This is a genomic window from Pseudodesulfovibrio sp. JC047, from assembly GCF_010468615.1.
Classification (GTDB): Bacteria; Desulfobacterota; Desulfovibrionia; order Desulfovibrionales; family Desulfovibrionaceae; genus Pseudodesulfovibrio.
The window spans coordinates 32,882-50,048 of the sequence record NZ_WUEH01000008.1 but is presented as its reverse complement, the minus strand read 5'-3'; the positions used below and the strand labels follow the sequence as shown (position 1 = coordinate 50,048).

18 protein-coding genes and 2 tRNA genes are annotated in these 17,167 nt (G+C 47.3%); 8 read left to right on the top strand and 12 right to left on the bottom strand.

Annotated elements, in window-relative coordinates:
* Nucleotides 1–3: 3 nt before the first annotated feature.
* Nucleotides 4–927: a site-specific tyrosine recombinase XerD gene (xerD, locus tag GO013_RS06835; protein ID WP_163809487.1), complete on the bottom strand. Its 924-nt coding sequence runs from the start codon at nucleotides 925–927 to the stop codon at nucleotides 4–6.
* Nucleotides 928–1,136: 209 nt separating this feature from the next.
* On the opposite strand from xerD, the gene GO013_RS06830 reads away from it, so the two are divergent.
* The 4 genes from GO013_RS06830 (at nucleotide 1,137) to GO013_RS06815 (ending at nucleotide 5,679) form a co-directional block, all read left to right on the top strand.
* Nucleotides 1,137–2,303: an LL-diaminopimelate aminotransferase gene (locus GO013_RS06830; RefSeq protein WP_163809486.1), complete on the top strand. Its 1,167-nt coding sequence runs from the start codon at nucleotides 1,137–1,139 to the stop codon at nucleotides 2,301–2,303.
* Nucleotides 2,303–2,803, top strand: a complete 501-nt coding sequence (folK, locus tag GO013_RS06825; RefSeq protein WP_203529436.1) for a 2-amino-4-hydroxy-6-hydroxymethyldihydropteridine diphosphokinase — start codon at nucleotides 2,303–2,305, stop codon at nucleotides 2,801–2,803. The genes GO013_RS06830 and folK overlap by 1 nt, the downstream gene beginning before the upstream one ends.
* Before the next feature lie 23 nt (nucleotides 2,804–2,826).
* Complete coding sequence (locus GO013_RS06820; RefSeq protein WP_163809484.1) at nucleotides 2,827–3,105, top strand: YHS domain-containing protein; 279 nt, start codon at nucleotides 2,827–2,829, stop codon at nucleotides 3,103–3,105.
* Between the two features lie 486 nt (nucleotides 3,106–3,591).
* The gene (locus GO013_RS06815; protein ID WP_163809482.1) at nucleotides 3,592–5,679 is read left to right on the top strand and encodes a tetratricopeptide repeat protein; all 2,088 of its coding nucleotides are present in this window, start codon (nucleotides 3,592–3,594) and stop codon (nucleotides 5,677–5,679) included.
* A gap of 236 nt (nucleotides 5,680–5,915) precedes the next feature.
* Here the strand turns inward: GO013_RS06815 and GO013_RS06810 are convergent, their stop codons facing one another.
* The 8 genes from GO013_RS06810 to rimI all read right to left on the bottom strand — a co-directional run bounded on the left by GO013_RS06810 (nucleotide 5,916) and on the right by rimI (nucleotide 10,883).
* A complete protein-coding gene (locus tag GO013_RS06810; protein WP_163809480.1) occupies nucleotides 5,916–6,677 on the bottom strand; it encodes an outer membrane beta-barrel protein in 762 nt (253 codons plus the stop codon).
* A gap of 296 nt (nucleotides 6,678–6,973) precedes the next feature.
* Nucleotides 6,974–7,060: transfer RNA gene (locus GO013_RS06805), tRNA-Leu, on the bottom strand.
* A gap of 130 nt (nucleotides 7,061–7,190) precedes the next feature.
* Nucleotides 7,191–7,772 carry a pentapeptide repeat-containing protein gene (locus GO013_RS06800; protein WP_163809479.1) on the bottom strand — a complete coding sequence of 194 codons (582 nt, stop codon included), beginning with the start codon at nucleotides 7,770–7,772 and terminating at the stop codon, nucleotides 7,191–7,193.
* 203 nt (nucleotides 7,773–7,975) lie between these two features.
* Nucleotides 7,976–8,062 (bottom strand) — tRNA-Leu (locus tag GO013_RS06795).
* A gap of 15 nt (nucleotides 8,063–8,077) precedes the next feature.
* On the bottom strand, nucleotides 8,078–8,419 hold the full coding sequence (gene secG / locus GO013_RS06790; protein ID WP_163809478.1) for a preprotein translocase subunit SecG: 342 nt from the start codon (nucleotides 8,417–8,419) through the stop codon (nucleotides 8,078–8,080).
* Nucleotides 8,420–8,459: 40 nt separating this feature from the next.
* Nucleotides 8,460–9,215 carry a triose-phosphate isomerase gene (gene tpiA / locus GO013_RS06785; RefSeq protein WP_163809477.1) on the bottom strand — a complete coding sequence of 252 codons (756 nt, stop codon included), beginning with the start codon at nucleotides 9,213–9,215 and terminating at the stop codon, nucleotides 8,460–8,462.
* Nucleotides 9,212–10,411, bottom strand: coding sequence for a phosphoglycerate kinase (locus GO013_RS06780; protein WP_163809476.1), 1,200 nt, complete (start codon nucleotides 10,409–10,411; stop codon nucleotides 9,212–9,214). The genes tpiA and GO013_RS06780 overlap by 4 nt, the downstream gene beginning before the upstream one ends.
* 19 nt (nucleotides 10,412–10,430) lie before the next feature.
* On the bottom strand, nucleotides 10,431–10,883 hold the full coding sequence (gene rimI, locus GO013_RS06775; protein ID WP_163809474.1) for a ribosomal protein S18-alanine N-acetyltransferase: 453 nt from the start codon (nucleotides 10,881–10,883) through the stop codon (nucleotides 10,431–10,433).
* A 97-nt stretch (nucleotides 10,884–10,980) separates the two neighbouring features.
* Between rimI and GO013_RS06770 the strand changes: the two genes are divergently transcribed.
* Entirely contained in the window at nucleotides 10,981–11,520 is a 540-nt protein-coding gene (locus GO013_RS06770) for an NUDIX domain-containing protein (RefSeq protein WP_163809472.1), read from the top strand.
* Here GO013_RS06770 and GO013_RS06765 read toward each other — a convergent pair.
* Together GO013_RS06765 and GO013_RS17230 are read right to left on the bottom strand one after the other, a co-directional pair.
* The gene (locus GO013_RS06765) at nucleotides 11,517–12,305 is read right to left on the bottom strand and encodes an inositol monophosphatase family protein (protein WP_343219541.1); all 789 of its coding nucleotides are present in this window, start codon (nucleotides 12,303–12,305) and stop codon (nucleotides 11,517–11,519) included. The two genes, GO013_RS06770 and GO013_RS06765, sit on opposite strands and share 4 nt — an antisense overlap.
* Before the next feature lie 69 nt (nucleotides 12,306–12,374).
* A complete protein-coding gene (locus GO013_RS17230) occupies nucleotides 12,375–12,578 on the bottom strand; it encodes a DUF6485 family protein (RefSeq protein WP_239057773.1) in 204 nt (67 codons plus the stop codon).
* Between the two features lie 279 nt (nucleotides 12,579–12,857).
* On the opposite strand from GO013_RS17230, the gene GO013_RS06760 reads away from it, so the two are divergent.
* Both GO013_RS06760 and gcvT read left to right on the top strand, forming a co-directional pair.
* Nucleotides 12,858–14,600, top strand: a complete 1,743-nt coding sequence (locus GO013_RS06760; RefSeq protein WP_163809470.1) for a hypothetical protein — start codon at nucleotides 12,858–12,860, stop codon at nucleotides 14,598–14,600.
* A gap of 21 nt (nucleotides 14,601–14,621) precedes the next feature.
* Complete coding sequence (gcvT, locus tag GO013_RS06755) at nucleotides 14,622–15,707, top strand: glycine cleavage system aminomethyltransferase GcvT (RefSeq protein WP_163809469.1); 1,086 nt, start codon at nucleotides 14,622–14,624, stop codon at nucleotides 15,705–15,707.
* 17 nt (nucleotides 15,708–15,724) lie between these two features.
* Here gcvT and GO013_RS06750 read toward each other — a convergent pair whose 3' ends face one another.
* The gene (locus tag GO013_RS06750; protein ID WP_163809467.1) at nucleotides 15,725–16,390 is read right to left on the bottom strand and encodes a lysophospholipid acyltransferase family protein; all 666 of its coding nucleotides are present in this window, start codon (nucleotides 16,388–16,390) and stop codon (nucleotides 15,725–15,727) included.
* Nucleotides 16,391–16,549: 159 nt separating this feature from the next.
* Between GO013_RS06750 and yedF the strand changes: the two genes are divergently transcribed.
* A complete protein-coding gene (gene yedF, locus GO013_RS06745) occupies nucleotides 16,550–17,164 on the top strand; it encodes a sulfurtransferase-like selenium metabolism protein YedF (protein WP_163809466.1) in 615 nt (204 codons plus the stop codon).
* The last annotated feature ends 3 nt before the right edge of the window (nucleotides 17,165–17,167 follow it).

Below are 17,167 nucleotides of genomic sequence, written 5' to 3'. Positions count from 1 at the left end.
AGCCTACATTGAGGAGCGGGGATGATACCGCTGATGCAAACTTTTCAACCTGTTCGACTCCACATGGGTATAAATTTCCGTCGCACTGATATCCGCGTGCCCCAAAAGCAATTGGACCGTTCGCAAATCAGCACCACCTTCCAAAAGATGCGTGGCAAAAGAATGGCGGAAGGTATGTGGCGATATTGGTCGCTTTATCTGGGCCAATGTAGCAAATTTCTTGATGAGCTTCCAGACACCTTGACGGGTCAGCCCCTTGCCCGAACGATTCAAAAACATGAAATCTTCGACAGGCTTGAACGAAGGGCGTGTGAATTCAATGTATTGCGATAAATATTCCTGAGCGGTGTAGTGAATCGGAATCAGCCGTTCCTTGGCTCCCTTGCCAAAGATCTTGAGAAGTCCCACCTGGGGATCAAAATCCAACACTTTCATGGCGATCAATTCAGATACTCGTAATCCGGCCGCGTAGAGCAGCTCCAGGATAACCTTGTCCCGCATCCCAAGCTTTGTGGACGTGTCGGGAAGGGCGAGAATTCGAGAGATTTCCTCTTTTGTCAGAAATTCCGGAAGTTTTTTGGGTAATTTAGGATTTTCCAAAAGATGACCGGGGTCTTTCTTGTACCATTTTTCATTCACCGCAAAGGTAAAAAAGCCACGCAACGAGGACAGATGCCGAGCCAGTGAACGACTTTTCAAACCTTTGGCCCGCAGATACGTCAGGTATAAAAAAAGCGTTTTGTCAGAAAGATCTTCAAGGGAAAAAGATTTTTCGCTCAAAAACGTCAACAAAGAATGCAGGTCGTCGGCATACCCGGACAGACTATTCTCAGAGAGTCCTTTTTCGATCAGGACAAATTCCAGATACCGATCAACCCATGGATGCGTGACATTTTTCGATGATTTTTCAAATTTTTTGTGATTCACGAAAACACTCGGGTCATATTTATATATTTAAAGTATTGGATGATACCTTTTCAAAAAAGATACAGCCAGAAAGAATTTGAATATCTGGTTCCGCCACTCTCAAGAGTGCTACCAAGGGACCGCTCAAAGCGCAACAGTTCGGATTGACACCGGGTCAAGCCGCAATTATGAAAGTGTTTGTATTGAAGAAATTTAAGGAGAATTCATACATGTCTCATTTTACATTGGCTGACCGCCTTTCCTCGCTGCCCCCATATCTTTTCGCGGCCATCGACAAGGCCAAAGCGGAAGTGGCCGCCAACGGTATGGATATTATCAGTCTGGGAATTGGTGATCCCGATCTGCCCACCCCTGAATTCATCATTGAGGCGCTGTACGAAGGGGCGAAAAAGCCTGTCAATCACCAATATCCGTCCTATGTCGGAATGCCCGCCTATCGTCAGGCTGTGGCAGACTGGTACAAACAACGTTTTGACGTGGACCTTGATGCCCAGACAGAAGTTGTCAGTCTGATCGGTTCCAAGGAAGGCATTGCCCATTTCCCGTTGGCATATATCAACCCCGGGGACTTGGCTCTCGTTGCGACTCCCAATTACCCGGTTTACGGCGTTGCCACGGAATTCGCCGGTGGAGTTGTTGAATACCTGCCTTTGTTGGAAGAAAACGATTTCCTAGTCGACCTGGATGCAATCAGCAACGACACCTGGGCCAAGGCCAAGATGATTTTCGTGTGCTATCCGAATAATCCGACTGCCGCCACAGCGACCAAGGAATTTTATGATCGGCTGATTGAAAAGGCCCGGGAATTCAACGTCATCGTCATTTCCGATGCCGCCTACACGGAAATCTACTATGATCCGAAAAACCGTCCCATTTCCATCATGGAATGCGAGCACGCAAAAGACGTGTGCATCGAATTCCATTCCCTGTCCAAAACCTACAACATGACCGGCTGGCGCGTCGGCATGGCAGTGGGGAATAGTGATCTCGTTGCCGGACTGGGCAAAATCAAGGAAAATGTGGATTCCGGCATTTTTCAGGCGGTTCAGGAAGCCGGTATTGCCGCGCTTCGTCATGGCGAACCCCATGCGGAAAAATTTCGCGCCATCTACAAGGAACGCAGGGATGTGGTCAGCGCCGCTTTGAACAAAGCGGGCATCAAGCACCGTGTTCCCGACGCATCCTTTTATCTTTGGTGCAATGTTCCTGAAGGAAACAACTCGTCGGAATTCGTGACGAACGTTCTGAAACAGACAGGCGTTGTCCTCACACCCGGCAATGGTTTCGGCACGCCAGGGGAGGGATATTTCCGTATTTCCCTGACTGTCAATAACGATCTGCTTGAGGAGGCGGTATCCAGAATATCGAAACTATAATGTGCTATGTCAGCCTTGGCTCCAACGTCGGAGACACGGAAGACAATCTGAACGAAGCACTGATAAAGCTCGAAGACTATGGCGATGAAATTCGTCTCAGAGGCGTCTCTGAATACTACACGACCGAACCGCAAGGCGAAGTCACGGATCAACCATGGTTCACCAACCAGATAATCGGCCTTGAAATCGACGCTGAAATCTGGTCGGCACAGGGATTCCTGTCCACATGTATGGCCATTGAAGCAAAAATGGGCCGAGAACGATCCGTAAAGGGTGGTCCACGACCTCTGGACATGGATATTATCGCCTGGGGTGACGTCACCATGGAGATGGACTTTTTGACGTTGCCGCATCCACGGGCCAAGGAAAGGGCGTTTGTTCTGGTTCCTTTGAAGGAAATCGCACCGAACTTCATTTTCCCGGACGGAACATCCATTGATGCGGCTCTGGATGCCATCGAGTACAAACTCGATGGCCACACCATTTGGCAAAAAGCTTAAACCATTACATAAAGAGACATACCATGCTGAAATTCCTGGTCATTGGCGCAGCTATTTTCCTTGTTTACAAGCTCTTCATGGGAGACAAAAAGAAAAAGGAAATGAACAACGAAAAGGTCATCAAAGATAAAGTGGCCTCCGGTGAAATGGTCAAAGACCCGGTATGCGGCACCTATGTCGAAAAAGACAGCTCCATTCGAGTCCGGGAAGGGGACACGGTCCACATGTTTTGTTCCTATGAATGCCGGGACAAGTTTTTGAAGCAAATTCAGGCACCGAGCATCGAAAAAGACGAAGAATAAGCACCAAAACACATCACAAAGAGAGAAAGGCCCATCCCAGGGCCTTTTTTTTGGCCCAGGAATCCCCCCAGACGCATTTGCGCCCAAGTATCGACCAGCAATTCATAAAAACCCTCAAAACGACGCATATACGAAATGAGACAGTGAGTACGACTTATCAATAAGCACACGAAGAGTATAACGACAGAACCTCCGACGTTAAATTCAAATTAATATCGATATATCAAGTATTTATATATTTGTCTCATAATGTAAATTATGTAAACTTTTAACAAATTGAGACCGAATTGGCCATTTAAAATTGGTCCACCGATTGCCCCATTGTTTTTTGAACACATGGACAATCGCTATTCCCTTGCGTCTTCTTTTTTACGGCCTCAAAATGGGTTTTGTGTCATAAACTCCCCATTGAGAGTTTTTTTCGAGCCTGATACAGCTGTCGCATCAAAGACACTCCAAATAGCCGTTCTCGGCACTTGAGGGACAATGAAACTTTCACTCTCCTTTTGCGCTTCACTGCTCTGTTTATTTGTTTTCGGGACTAATAGTCTGGCCGCCCCACAACAAAGCTTTCAACAATGGCTTGAACATTATCGAGCTTGGGATCGGCTGGAAAAAGAATACGCTGCTGAAAAGACAGACGAAACACCCCAAGACGTTTTAAAACGGGCGCAGGTGTATCTCAATCTGAATTCTCCGGCTCAGGCTCTTGAAATCATTGAAATGACCGCTGCCTTCGACGACAAAAAACTCGAAGCCGAACGTCTGTGGATCGGCGGACAGGCATTCAGAGGTCTTGGAGACCTCTCCAAAGCGGTCCTGTGGTTTACCCAGGCCACACGGTTCATGGATGCATCAACAAGCAATAAACGGCTCAAAGCAGAACCACAACTTGAAACTATCTGGCATGATGTCTGGCTCAAAATGTATTGGTCCTATACGGCCAATCACACACTATCCCGAGCTTCTCAAAAGGAAGCCCTTCTTCAGGTTCTCTCTGTCGGGCAACAGGTTTGGAAAGATTCTTTCTGGGACAAGGCTCAGGTTCTTCTTGAAGGTAAGTCTTTACAATTAAAAGAAGAAAACAAGGAAAATACAGAAGTCACCCTGGCTCAAGCCCCTTTTCTCTCCGTTGACGAGACCAACATCATCGCCCAGTCCATGGCATCGGTTTCCTTGAGCAAATTTGAGGCTGCCAACAAACAGCTCGATCAGCTTTCCCTGGATCCTGTACGATTTTTTTGGAAAGCCGTGGTCCTTTTCCTTGAAAACGGAACACTTCCCGCTGACCTAGCCCCTTTTATTTCAGGCAATTATCTCAAAGCACACGCATTCTGGGCCGGCAATATGCTAGCTCCTTATTCTACATCTAAAGAGACATGGTTTCTCGGCAATCCTCATTCCGGGCCATGGAATCAATTCAAAAACAATTTGTTGGCCATGCCACTTGATGATGCCAATAAAGCTATTGATAATGAATTACGGTCCATGTTGATTTCCGAACAGACAACCGCCCTGCTTTCAAACTTCAAATTGGCGTTAACGCTCTCGAATGGGGATTTTTCCACAGCAAAGAATGTCTGGAATTCCCTGAATAAACGAACACTTCCGATTTCATTACAATTGGCAGGACTTCTTTCCTTCAAGGAAAACTTGAACAATGTTCTCCCCTCAAATCCCACTGAAGCCTATGCACTCTCCCCTATTCTCACAGCCCTGTCCGGAGCCGCTGGTCATGACATCCATCCATTGACAGAAGCTCCCTTCTGGATGGCGTTTTCTCCCAAGGAACTTGCTCAACTGTCAAACGAGCTATTCCCTTTGGACAAATTATTGTTGCTTGCCCACTGGCAGAAACGTTTCGAGAAAAAACCCTCCCAATCCTTGGCCAAACGTGCCGCATTCCTTTTTGAAAATGCATCATTCGGGATTCAAGGATTGCTCTATCTGGCCAACGACGCGGCCAAGGCAAAACATTTGCAGCTCAGTGCCTTTTACTTGAATAAAATCGAGGAACCAGCACTTCCGGCGAATCTAAAGGTATCCTGGTTGGATATCAAAACTCGCATTGAATTAAATGCCGGTCGACAGGGAGCGGCCTTGCAAACTTACCAGGATATGGTTGCAACGGGAGAACCGATCCCAGTCATGACTCGTTTGCGCATGGCCCTGCTTTATCAGCAGAGAAAGGATTACAAAACCGCACAGAAGGAACTTTTGGCCATGTGGGATGTCAAAGAATCCATGACAACCGCGTTGCAGGCAGAAACCCTTTTCTGGCTTGGCGAGGGAGAATACGGCATGCGTCATCCGGAAAAGGCCCTGGACTATTACCTCAAACTGGCCTGGCAGTATCCAAAGGAGAACATCTGGGCACTGACAGCGATGTATCGTGCTGCCCTGATTTACGAAAAGCGAGGCAAATACGACACGGCCAAACGGTTGCTTGGTACGGTTGTCCGCAATGCCGGTCGCAAGGAGCAGCGCGAAGCTGCCAAGGCACGCATTGATGCCATCGAAAAGAAAAGTGGCACGAAAAAGGCCAGCACAAGTGCTTTAGTCTACCCTTTCTGATTCCATTGTAACAATTCGGTTTCACACTGTTTGAACACGAAAACCCGATGCTCTTCAAAGAGCATCGGGTTTTTTCTCATTTATACAGAATGAAAACACACTTGAATCCTGTCTCTCGAAAATCCAAACGGATAAATGAAATCAAATGTCCAGAAACATGACCATGTATCCAGCGGCGCGTCTGTTGCTTCAACCTAGACGATAATCCGAAGAGGCCCTGAACGCCTATTTTTTTACTAGAATCGTTTGGATATACCGATGCACAGGCTGTGTTCGGTGAAGTCCAGGTCGTGTTTGAACCCGTCTTCCGGATAGCTTGCCAATCGAGAGTCGCCATCAATAATATTCGTGTAGGTGGAGAACAGGTATTCGGTTCTGACAGACCAGTCGTTCAGAAGCTTATGTTCGTAGCCGAGTCCTCCGATAAGCCCCAGTTTCCATGCTTCTTTATTGAAGTGTAGCGATTTGCCACCACCTTCTGTGTCGGTAAAGGTAAAGTCGTATTCAAAACGCCTGAGGATCGGTCCGGCAGTTATGTAAATCAGGGATTTCTCAAGGGCATAGCCTACGCGGGGCCGGATGCTGACTGCCCAGTCGGATTTGACTTTGGTGGTGATGGAAAAGGAGTCGGTGGGCAAGGTCAGGTAAGTAACATTTCCAGAGTGGTGGGTCTCGTCATACTTGCTCAAGGACAAATTTCCCTCGACCCCATATACAAATCTATCTTTCTGGCCGTTGAATCCAAAAAAAACGTTTCCGCTCAGATCGGAGCCGTACATATTGCGCGAGCCTTCCGGGTCCAATTGGTCAGGGTCAGTTGTGATGAAATAAGTGCCTTTCTGGGTCTGGACTTCAGGATCGGCTTTTCCCCAAGCTCCACCGATTCCAAACCCCACGTACTGCCCGTCCCAGGATGCGATGTCGTTGGATTGGGCGGCTGCAAAGCCTGCGTTGAAAATGACAAGAAACAGGATAGTGCTAACAGCGCGAAATCTCATGAACAACCTCGTATGCTGCTTGGTACAATGAAACGTTTATAAAAATAGGCCCAAACCACCTTTGAGATGATTACCCTATAAAGCAAAATTGAACAAACAAATTTATCTGCCCATGAGAACTGGTTCATCCCCAATGTTAGGGATATATGCGCTGTAGAATGGGGTCGTCGCCTTGCAGGTCGAACGCGTGGGAGCTGGGCGCACATGCGTTTTCGACGAAAAATCGAACGTGCTGACGGAGAAAAAGAGGAAGGCTCCCAGCTGTTTAGCTAGAAGCCTTTTGATATCCTTTTGGATGGTGCCGAGGGGGGGATTCGAACCCCCACGGAATTTCTTCCACTGCCCCCTCAAGACAGCGTGTCTACCAATTCCACCACCTCGGCGTCGTGCCGGAAAAGAGTTTTTGACTTATATCGAGAAAAAGTCAACAAAAAAATGAAGATACATTCATTTTTTTTTCATTTAACCCTGTTCAACGTCTTTTTTTACCTTTTTTGTCATAAATACATGCAATTATTTAAGAACAATTCCCAAATTAGCGAGCAAAGAAACAGCTTCTGGCAATGAATATTGTGTCTTATGAAGCGTATTGGTCGTCGAATTCATATAATAATTATATGCCGTAGTGAAATCCGCAAAACTCAAATCAGCTTGATGGAACTGGCATCGTTTCAAATCACAGTCATCAAACACCGAGTACCGCATTTTCACGCTGGAAAAAGATGCTTCAACCAACGAACAGTTCGAAAACTTGAATCGAGTGAGATTCATATCGGCAAAAAGGGAATTGTCCATGAGGCATCCGTCATACGATGCCGACAAAAATCCTCCTGTGCCGCTCCAATTCACCCCAAGCATCTTACAATCCATGAACCGGACACCCAAAAAAGACGTTGAAGGTATTTCGATCAGGGAGAGATTGCATCGAATAAATTCGCAATTGTCAAAAGAACATTCAACGAACCGACAGGATTGAAACGAGGAATTCGTGAATGTACAATTGTAGAATTCAACACCAGTCACGGTCTCGGTCTCGGTCAGTTTGATCTCTTCGAAAACCGTGTTTTCATAGGTATTGTCTTGAAAAAAAACCACAGTTACGCACCCACGGATTAGAGTTGAACAACTCCGCAATACTGTCACGAATGCCGGCAATGAGCCATACAAAAAAACGAGATGTGAACCACAAAAAACGAAATTGACATCACGTAAAGACAGGCTACGTCCATGATTGCCCCCCCCTCCCAAACCAAAAGAGGAAGGGTTGCAACCTGTTGGTTGCAACCCTTTTATATTCGTGGTGCCGAGGGGGGGATTCGAACCCCCACGGAATTTCTTCCACTGCCCCCTCAAGACAGCGTGTCTACCAATTCCACCACCTCGGCACTGTATGCTGTGAGCTATTCGCTCTTGGCGTCTCCAGTATCCTGGAACGTAATACCCGGCTTCACAGGTTCGGCCGGAGCTGTTGTCTCTACCGTGTCGCTTTGCAACATGATGGAGTCTTCATCAGCGACCTTGTTTCCACTCAGGATATTGTATCCCAATGACGTAACAAGGAAAACCGTTGCCAGACCTGCGGTGACTTTCACTAAAAGTCCACCCGCGCCGGAGCTTCCAAACATTGTACTGCTTCCGCCGCCGAAAATGACTCCCATCCCTTCGTGGCCGGATTGCAGCATTACTGCACCGATCAAAAAGATGCAAGCCAAAACATGAATGACTATGACCAAGGTATCCACAATTATATCCTTCTCTTATTCCACATTAACATGCGCTCTCTCAGGCCAAAGCAATCTGACTGAAGCTTTCACCGTCTAAGCTCGCGCCTCCTACCAATACTCCATCGACATTGTCAAGCGCAATAATCTCCGAGCAATTGGCCGGTTTGACACTTCCACCATATAATATCCTCATTTCATTGGCTTTTTTTCCAAAAACAGAAATAAGGATTTTCCTGACAAAAGCATGGGCATCTTCAATTTCACGAGGTCCAGCGACTTCTCCGGTACCGATCGCCCAAACAGGTTCATAGGCAATACTGAGTCGATTCGGCGCAATATCTGTCGGGACATCTTTCACTCCGGCTCGGATTTGTCTTTCGAGAACAGCCTCGACCGAACCGCCCTTTCGTTCTTCGATTTTTTCTCCGACACACAAAATGACGTTGAGTCCGTTGGCAAGTCCATACGCTGTTTTTTGCCCGATATACGCATCATCCTCACCCAGAATGTGCCGCCGTTCAGAGTGTCCCGTCAGCCCATATGAGGCCCCGGCATCTTCAAGCATTCCGGGAGAAATTTCTCCGGTAAAAGCCCCTTCTTCCGCACTATAAAAATCTTGACCGCCAACAAAAAAACCTTTTTGACCGGCCACAATGTCGGCCACACCTTTCAATGCGGTAAATGGCGGAAAAACGAGCACTTCCCTGTCATCAGAAAGGGCTGGAGCCGTCAGTTTGACCAACGCTTCCGCCGTGTCCCGGGCTTCGTCCCAAGTCTTGTACATTTTCCAATTGGCAGCCATGAGTTTTTTCATGAATTCAAGCTCTCCTTCAGTGCCGTGAAAGCGGGTAATTCCTTTCCTTCGAGAAACTCAAGGAAGGACCCTCCTCCTGTTGAAATGAAACTCACTTTGTCAGCGAGGTGCATGGAATGGACAACCGCGTCTGTGTCGCCACCTCCCACAATGCTCAATGCGTCATCAAGGTTGGCAATGGCTTCACACACTGCCTGCGACCCTTTGGCAAAGGCTGGTGTTTCAAATAATCCCATAGGACCATTCCACACCACGGTCTTGGATCGGGCAAGAACAACCACGAATCGCTTGATCGTTTCCGGGCCGATATCAAGAACGACGGCATCAGCAGGGATGGCGTCCGCAGCGCAGACTCCGCCAGCTTCAGTCGCACCAACCGAGTCAGCATACACATAATCCACGGGTAAATGAAGCCGTGACCCCATTGATTCCGCCTTGTCCATAATGGCTCGGGCGTTATCAACCAGATCCTTTTCCACCAAAGAACGGCCAACTTCGTATCCCTTGGCGAGCATGAAGGTATTCGCCATGGCACCGCCAATGATGATATCATCAACCTTGCCCAGCAGATTCGTCAAAATTCCCAGCTTGGTAGAAACCTTTGCCCCACCAGAAATACAGACATATGGTCGTTTGGGATCAAGCAGGGCGTCACCAAGAAATTCCTGTTCTTTTTTCAACAGGAAGCCACCGCAACTCGGGATAAATTGGGGAATATCCACGACTGAAGCGTTTTCACGATGGGCAACGCCAAACGCGTCATTGACATAGATATCGGCAAGTGCGGCAAGTCGTTGACCAAAATCGCCCCGCTCGGCCGCGGTCTTCCCTGTCTCTTCAGGATTATACCGGAGATTGTCCACCATCAAAACCTGACCAGGCTGAAGCACAGCCGCTTTTTCAACCGCGCTGGCTCCCAGCAGGCCGGGAATCAACTCGATGTCAACGCCAAGCAATTCCCCAGTGCGTTGCGCAACCGGAGCCAAAGAGAGTTCCGGCACCACCTGCCCTTTGGGTTTCCCCAAATGTGCGCAAATGATGATCGAAGCCCCTTTGTCCAACGCATATTTCAGCGTTGGGATTGCAGCCTGAATACGGTTGTCATCCGTAATCACGCCATTTTCAAGCGGGACATTGAAGTCCACACGAAAAAGCAATTTTTTCCCCGCAATCGCAACTTGATCTATAAAAAGCATTTTCTTCCTCGTTTCTCGTTCAATCTTTCGTTGGGAAATCATACCTGAAAAGTAACGCGTCTTCCTTGGTGTCCGGATAGTATTTTTTACGCACACCAATTTTTTTGTACCCGAATTTCCTATACAGTGACAAGGCTGGTTCATTGGATATCTTGACATCCAGAAAACTTTTCGTGATGTGATGCTCCTCGCATGCCGCCAAACTTTTCGCCAACAATTTCGCAGCCAAACCGCGCCTTCTGTACTGGGGACGGACTGCAATATTGAGAATTTCCATCTCGTCTTCAATCATTGAAAAAGCAATGTACCCGGATAAGACGGCACGGTCTCGAATGCCGAGCACGACAAAAGCCTTTCGCGACAGCCCCAAAAGAAACTGCTCTCGCGTCCAATGGTAGGCGAAACACAGGGCCTCCAATTCAATGAGGTCCTGCACATCCTTTTCTCCCAACACAACAACATCATCGTACATTCCAAACCTCATCGACCATTTTTGAACACTGGCAAAATACCTGTATCAAGTGTATACCGATTGCAGTGGCACATCATACACTCTTGGAGCCAACATCATGATTTTCAATAAAAAACCGCTCGGCACAGAACGTGATACCCAACCACTTGAAGTGGTCGACGCACACAATCGCCCGCTGGCAGTCCTTCCAAAAACAGCCATTCATCGCCAGCTTTTGAAGCACCGTTCGGTCCAAGTCATTGTCTTGGACCCCGTCGGCAAAATTTTTCTGCAAAAACGAAACACCATGAAGCCCTTTTTCCCCGGGCGATGGGATATTTCAGTCCGAACCCATCCCCGAGCTGGAGAAGCTTCATACGACGCAGGACTTCGCGCACTAAAAAATGAACTCAATCTGGACGTTGAACGCCTTCAATTCTTGAAGGAACTTCCGGCTGGGCCGGAAACTGGATTCGAGCATATCAGCCTGTATACCGTGCCCAAGAACACCCACCCAATCACACCCAATCCGGATGAAGTCGCTGAAGGATTTTATTATTCCCAGGAAGAACTCAATTGTCTGATCAAAGAATTTCGAGAACTTTTAACACCCAATCTGGTTGTTCTCTGGGAAACAGGGCTTCTCGCGACCCTTTAATCCTGACAAAGCAACGAGCTGATCTTCTCATGAAGCAATGTATTGGTTGCCAGTATCGACGGAGCACCCAACGAATACGGGGTATCCGCCGCGAATTCGCTGATCCGTCCTCCGGCTTCTTCAACAAGTAAAATTCCAGCCGCCGTGTCCCACGGATTCAAAGCACTTTCAAAAAAACCATCATACCGACCACATGCGATATATGCCAAATCCAATGCAGCAGCACCGGGTCTCCGCAATCCCTGCGTCACTGGCAAGACGGCCTTCAAATGAGAAAGGACCGTTTCCAGATGTGTTTCAATATCATATGGGAATCCCGTCGCAAGCAAAGCGTGTTCAAGATCGGATGTGCTCGAAACAGCGATAGGTTGACCATTCATGAAAGCCCCCCCGCCCTTGACGGCGGTAAAGACTTCGCCCAAAAGCGGAAGATTGATAACACCCAAGATCATCTGGTCCTTATGCCAAAGCCCGATGGAATTGGCAACAAACGGCAACCCGTGCGCAAAATTCGTAGTGCCATCAATAGGGTCGATAATCCAAGTACATTCTCCCGGGATCGTTGCGTTGGCCGTTTCTTCGGCCAAGAAATCCGACCCTGGCAAAAGAGTCCCAAGTGCCTCTTTCAACATGGTTTCAACGGCAAGATCAGTCTCAGTCACCAAATCAATTCGGCCTTTATACTGAATTTTCTTGGTTTTTTTTGCCGCTTCACACACCATGTCTCCAGCTCGATCAACGATCGGCAAAAGGTCTTCCAGCAGGTGTTGTCCATCAAAATGCACGAGTATCCCCTTATGATAAAAAACAGGGGCACATCGTTGTCACGAATCCCCCTGCACTCTCCTCGAATCTCAAACTCTCCGTCGAATGAAAAATTCCACAGACCGATTAAATGTCCGCTCTTCTTCTTTTGTAAAATAACACGCGGGGAGTTCCCCTCGCTGTCGATGATAATGCAAACACTCACAACACAGCCCATGCTTGTCACAGTCATCAGTGCATGTACAATACTGTTCGTTCAATTGTGCCCTGGGACATTGGTCTTTTTTTTTCATGAATCGCCTCGTTTAGTCGCAGAGTCCGACTGTATCCAGACTCCCTCAAAAGCACAAATCAACTACGTAAAAAAACAGAGAATGTCAATTATTCAGGACTATTGTTTCATTCCAATCAGACGATTTCAGTCAAAGGTGTCCTAAAACCACACGGAGTTGAAAGAGCTGGAATCATGTTCCTTATCATTGTATTTCATCTAATATCCCTATATAGATAAGAAATCGTTGCCTGAACGAGGCGCTCTTGTAATTATTGACCTGATCCCGGGACAACTCTTCATGTGGAAAAAAGCATTCAGCAAAGCACCTGATTTTCAAGAATCAGATGGTGAAACAGCCAAGAAGCGCACACTCAAGACGCTTGAAGACTTGAAGACATTTATTGACTTCAAACACATAAAGTATTGTCTGCTCAAACCGTATTTTGAAGTCAAAGACTATCCACTTGTCCAAGCGCGGGAATTGCTGCCATCTTTTGAAGTCGACCTGTATGAATACAAGGCATTACCTGGCTTTTCCATGGTCGCGTTTGAGCGACAACTCAACTCATTTCAAGAAGTCTTTCAATACGACGCCTTACATGCTCCCTCAGATTGGGAAGAGATGCAACGACATGATAATTGTACCATAGAAGAAAATGTTATTTCACATAATGTTCAGACCTTCCAAAGTCGTCTTTCAAAACGATATCATTCTGAATTCATAGATGAATTTGAAGGGAAAGACGTCTGCTCGATGGCAGCGTATCCCAAAATTCTCCCCTTTTTGCTGGAACTTGAACGCGCCCATGTGCTCGCGCATGACAGTTCCGGTGAATTTACTCTTCAAGGGGTTTACGCCTCTCTCCCCTCCAATCTGGACAGTGAACTCAAACAATTCGGACTGAGAATCGGCAAATTCAAACCCGGCAACAACCTCATGTACGAATGCAATCGCCTCTTCGTGTACCAGTTCATGATGGAATTGCATGGATTTCCCATTGTTTCGGAACGCCGCACGTCTTCAGCCATGTTTGCCATTCGCCTTCTCCGGCAAAATGAACGATTTATTGTTCGAGTACTGGGCCAAAGCGACCGAACGATCACGACCATGATGTCTCCGCCGCCCGGCACACCCAAAAAGTTGTTGAAATACCCACGAATCGAAAAAACCGCATTAGTCCAAATCAATGAGAATCAAAAAGACCTTATCGAATTGCTAAAGGATCAGGGCTTCTTCATTGACGACAAGAAGCATGTCGTCATTCTCAGAGTCATTTACCAGCAGCACGACTACAGTCCTAAAAACGTCCGGGAAAACCGTGCGTTGTCCGTACTCAAACAAGAAATCATTCATCCGATAACCGGACGGGTAAACGACAGCCTGAATATCATTCAAAATGTCCGAAACATGATTCTCCGTCTCAATGACATTGTCCGAGGTGAATATCGAATCCCCGTCAACTACAAGCGAACTGAAGTCATTACGGACACGGACACCCATGAAAGACGGCTCAAAGTACTTTTCATGTGGCTCTCCAAACACATGCACCGAATTGTTGATTATTCAGACAACTATTATTCTCAAATAGTACGCGTCCTTGACGGTTATCTCCTCGCACCTGATAACTATGACGTTTTCAATGACCATTACGCTTTGCATCAGGAAGTCTGGGCCAGATATGGTCAAATTCAGCAGGCGCGCAAGGTGCGTATCCTTGAAGATCTCCGCTACAGACAATACAAGGGAGAACATATCTCCTACCGTCGAATGCTCATACTCATGACGGAAATCCTCAGTGAGCTCAAATTTGAAATCGTTAATTACTTCGACAACCTCGTCGTAAAAGTATTGATTATTGGCAATGATGTGGTCTCGGATGCCTATCTCCGCAGAAAATACATCAATATCGATGAAAAAAGCCTTTCACCATATGGCCGAGATATCAGGAAGCTCTACCAAGAACTGGTCATGCTCCTCGATGAATTTCGGTCCATCAGAAAATCCCGGGTCGCGAGTAAACCGACTTCCGGCACCATCTAGCACCTCAAAAAGGAGTATACATTGGAATCTCTTGCTACAACACCGCTCTCAGAGTGGCATCGGGAAAACGGTGCCAAAATGGCCCCCTTTGCCGGGTTTGATATGCCAGTGCAATACAAAGGTATTATTGTCGAACACAAACACACCCGTTCCAAAGCCGGTATCTTTGACATTTGCCATATGGGTGAATTCAAACTGTCGGGGGCCGGAGCCAAAGCCGGGTTGAATACCGTTGTCTCTCATGATTTGGAAACCCTGGCACCCGGGAAATGCCGCTACGGTTTTTTGTTGAACGAAGCTGGTGGCATCAATGACGATCTCATCATTTATTGTCTCGCAGAAGACGAATACATGCTCGTGGTCAATGGAGCCTGTCGTCAAAAGGATTTCAACCACATTGCGGCCAATCTTCCAAAGGGCCTGACTTTCACGGATGTCAGCGATGAAACGGGTAAAATCGACATTCAAGGACCAGAAAGTCTGGATGTTTTGAACACCCTTCTTGGATCATCCTGGAATCATCTGAAATATTTCAACTTTGAAGTCACAGACTGTGCGGGTTTCCCCATGATTATCAGCCGAACGGGCTATACCGGCGAGCTTGGCTATGAACTGTATCTCCCCGCGTCCAAAGCGTTGGAAATATGGAAAAAACTTGCAGCAGATGACCGTGTCGAACCGATTGGCCTCGGCGCACGCGACACGCTCCGTTTGGAAATCGGCTATCCTCTCTATGGTCAGGACTTGGATGAAAACCACACTCCCAAAGAAGCAGGAGCCGGATTTTTTCTAAAAAAAGAAACAGAATATATTGGAAAATCTGGTCTGGCAGACGTCAAGGAATCACTCGTCGCCTTGAGCATCGACGGACGTCGTACCGCTCGCCATCATGACGAAGTCTTGTTGCCCAACGGTGAAAAGACAGGGGTCATCACCAGTGGTTCCTTTGCTCCCAGTCTGGGACATTGTATTGCTCTGGCCTATGTTCGGGCCGAAGACGCAGAGCAAAAGGAGTTCATTGTCAAAACGGCTCGTGCGGAATTGCCGGCGCATCAGTCGTCACTGCCTTTCTTCACCGAGGGAACTGCGAGACAAAAAACCGACTAACGTTCAAAGGGGGATGCTCAGGCGTCCCCCTCTCCTTCTTGATCCTTTCCCAAATCGAATAAACGACGCTCCAAGCGTTCACGTTCTCGCTTGAGCACGTCCTTCCCCAATTTCTCTTTTGTGACTTCCAGAGGTTCCCCAATCCGAAGCTGACAGGTGGCAAAAGGATAGGGAAGTACAAAGCGATCCCATGATTGAAATCGTTTCGCTCGATTGGCAAATGCTCGGACGGGAAGAATCTGCGCTCCAGTTTTTTGGGCGAGAAGAAAAATACCATTTTTCACGGTATGACGTGGTCCACGTGGGCCATCAACGGTAATCGCTCCCAAATATTTTTCTTTTAACATTAGATGCTTAGCCTTAATCAAGGCCTGAACACCTCCACGAGAACTCGAACCACGAACCGTGATATGCCCATTGCGTTCCAGAAACCTGGAGATAAGTTCTCCATCCTTGCTTTGACTGACCATAATGACAAATGAACAATCCACATTCTGAACATACGCGGCCAGCGGGAATAATTCACCATGCCACAAGGCAACAATGAATGGAGTGCCTTCTTTGCTCTTTTCCAGAAAAGCCTTCACATCGCCATCGACGTCAAAACGCAACGTTTTTTGCCATCCTTTATAAAGAGCGGAAACAAGTGGGACCAACCGCAATGGATCAATAGGTATTTTCATGATGCATCTCTCTCCGTTCTGCCTTCATAGCGACTCAAGGCAGGCAGGACAAGAAAAGATCCTGTATCAAAAAAATCTTTCCATGATTCAAATTAAATACAGTTTATCTATTTGACCTCTCACAGTTCCTGTGGTGCTCTTCCGTTCAAAGGAGAAATCATGTCCGAAATTTCACTCGATTGCCAGGGACTACCCTGCCCTCAACCTGTTCTGAAAACAAAAGAAGTTCTGGAGAATCAAGCCCCTGAACTGCTGACGGTCTGTGTTGACAATGAAGCGGCCAAGGAAAATGTTTCCCGCTTTCTGACAATGCAGGGTTACGACGTTACCTCGTCACATGAAGGGACTGAATTTACCGTGACAGCCCATCGATCCAAAACGGCTGAATGCGAAGTCTGTACCATCATGTCACATCAGGACATTGAAAATCTCGATGCCCAGAAAATCCTGGTTTTCATTTCCGCCGAGACCATGGGCACTGGCGACGACACACTCGGTTCCAGCCTCATGTTCAATTTCGTGAGCACATTGAAAGAACTCGGGACCGACTTGTGGCGTATTGTCATGGTTAACGGCGGCGTCAAGCTGGCAGTTGAGGGCAGCAAGAGTCTTGCAGCCTTGCAAGAGCTTGAAAAAGAAGGTGTTTCCATCCTTGTCTGTGGAACATGTCTGGAATTTTTTGGACTGACGGCCAACAAACAAGTGGGCGATGTCACCAATATGCTCGATATTGTCACGAGTTTCCAGCTTGCCACAAAGACCATTCATGTCTAAGAA

Coding starts and splice junctions, on each gene's coding strand:
- GO013_RS06830 (WP_163809486.1), top strand. CDS start 1,137: ATGTCTCATTTTACATTGGCTGACCGCCTTTCCTCGCTGCCCCCATAT.
- folK (WP_203529436.1), top strand. CDS start 2,303: ATGTGCTATGTCAGCCTTGGCTCCAACGTCGGAGACACGGAAGACAAT.
- GO013_RS06820 (WP_163809484.1), top strand. CDS start 2,827: ATGCTGAAATTCCTGGTCATTGGCGCAGCTATTTTCCTTGTTTACAAG.
- GO013_RS06815 (WP_163809482.1), top strand. CDS start 3,592: ATGAAACTTTCACTCTCCTTTTGCGCTTCACTGCTCTGTTTATTTGTT.
- GO013_RS06810 (WP_163809480.1), bottom strand. CDS start 6,677: ATGAGATTTCGCGCTGTTAGCACTATCCTGTTTCTTGTCATTTTCAAC.
- tpiA (WP_163809477.1), bottom strand. CDS start 9,215: ATGAAAAAACTCATGGCTGCCAATTGGAAAATGTACAAGACTTGGGAC.
- GO013_RS06780 (WP_163809476.1), bottom strand. CDS start 10,411: ATGCTTTTTATAGATCAAGTTGCGATTGCGGGGAAAAAATTGCTTTTT.
- rimI (WP_163809474.1), bottom strand. CDS start 10,883: ATGTACGATGATGTTGTTGTGTTGGGAGAAAAGGATGTGCAGGACCTC.
- GO013_RS06770 (WP_163809472.1), top strand. CDS start 10,981: ATGATTTTCAATAAAAAACCGCTCGGCACAGAACGTGATACCCAACCA.
- GO013_RS17230 (WP_239057773.1), bottom strand. CDS start 12,578: ATGAAAAAAAAAGACCAATGTCCCAGGGCACAATTGAACGAACAGTAT.
- GO013_RS06760 (WP_163809470.1), top strand. CDS start 12,858: ATGTGGAAAAAAGCATTCAGCAAAGCACCTGATTTTCAAGAATCAGAT.
- GO013_RS06750 (WP_163809467.1), bottom strand. CDS start 16,390: ATGAAAATACCTATTGATCCATTGCGGTTGGTCCCACTTGTTTCCGCT.
- yedF (WP_163809466.1), top strand. CDS start 16,550: ATGTCCGAAATTTCACTCGATTGCCAGGGACTACCCTGCCCTCAACCT.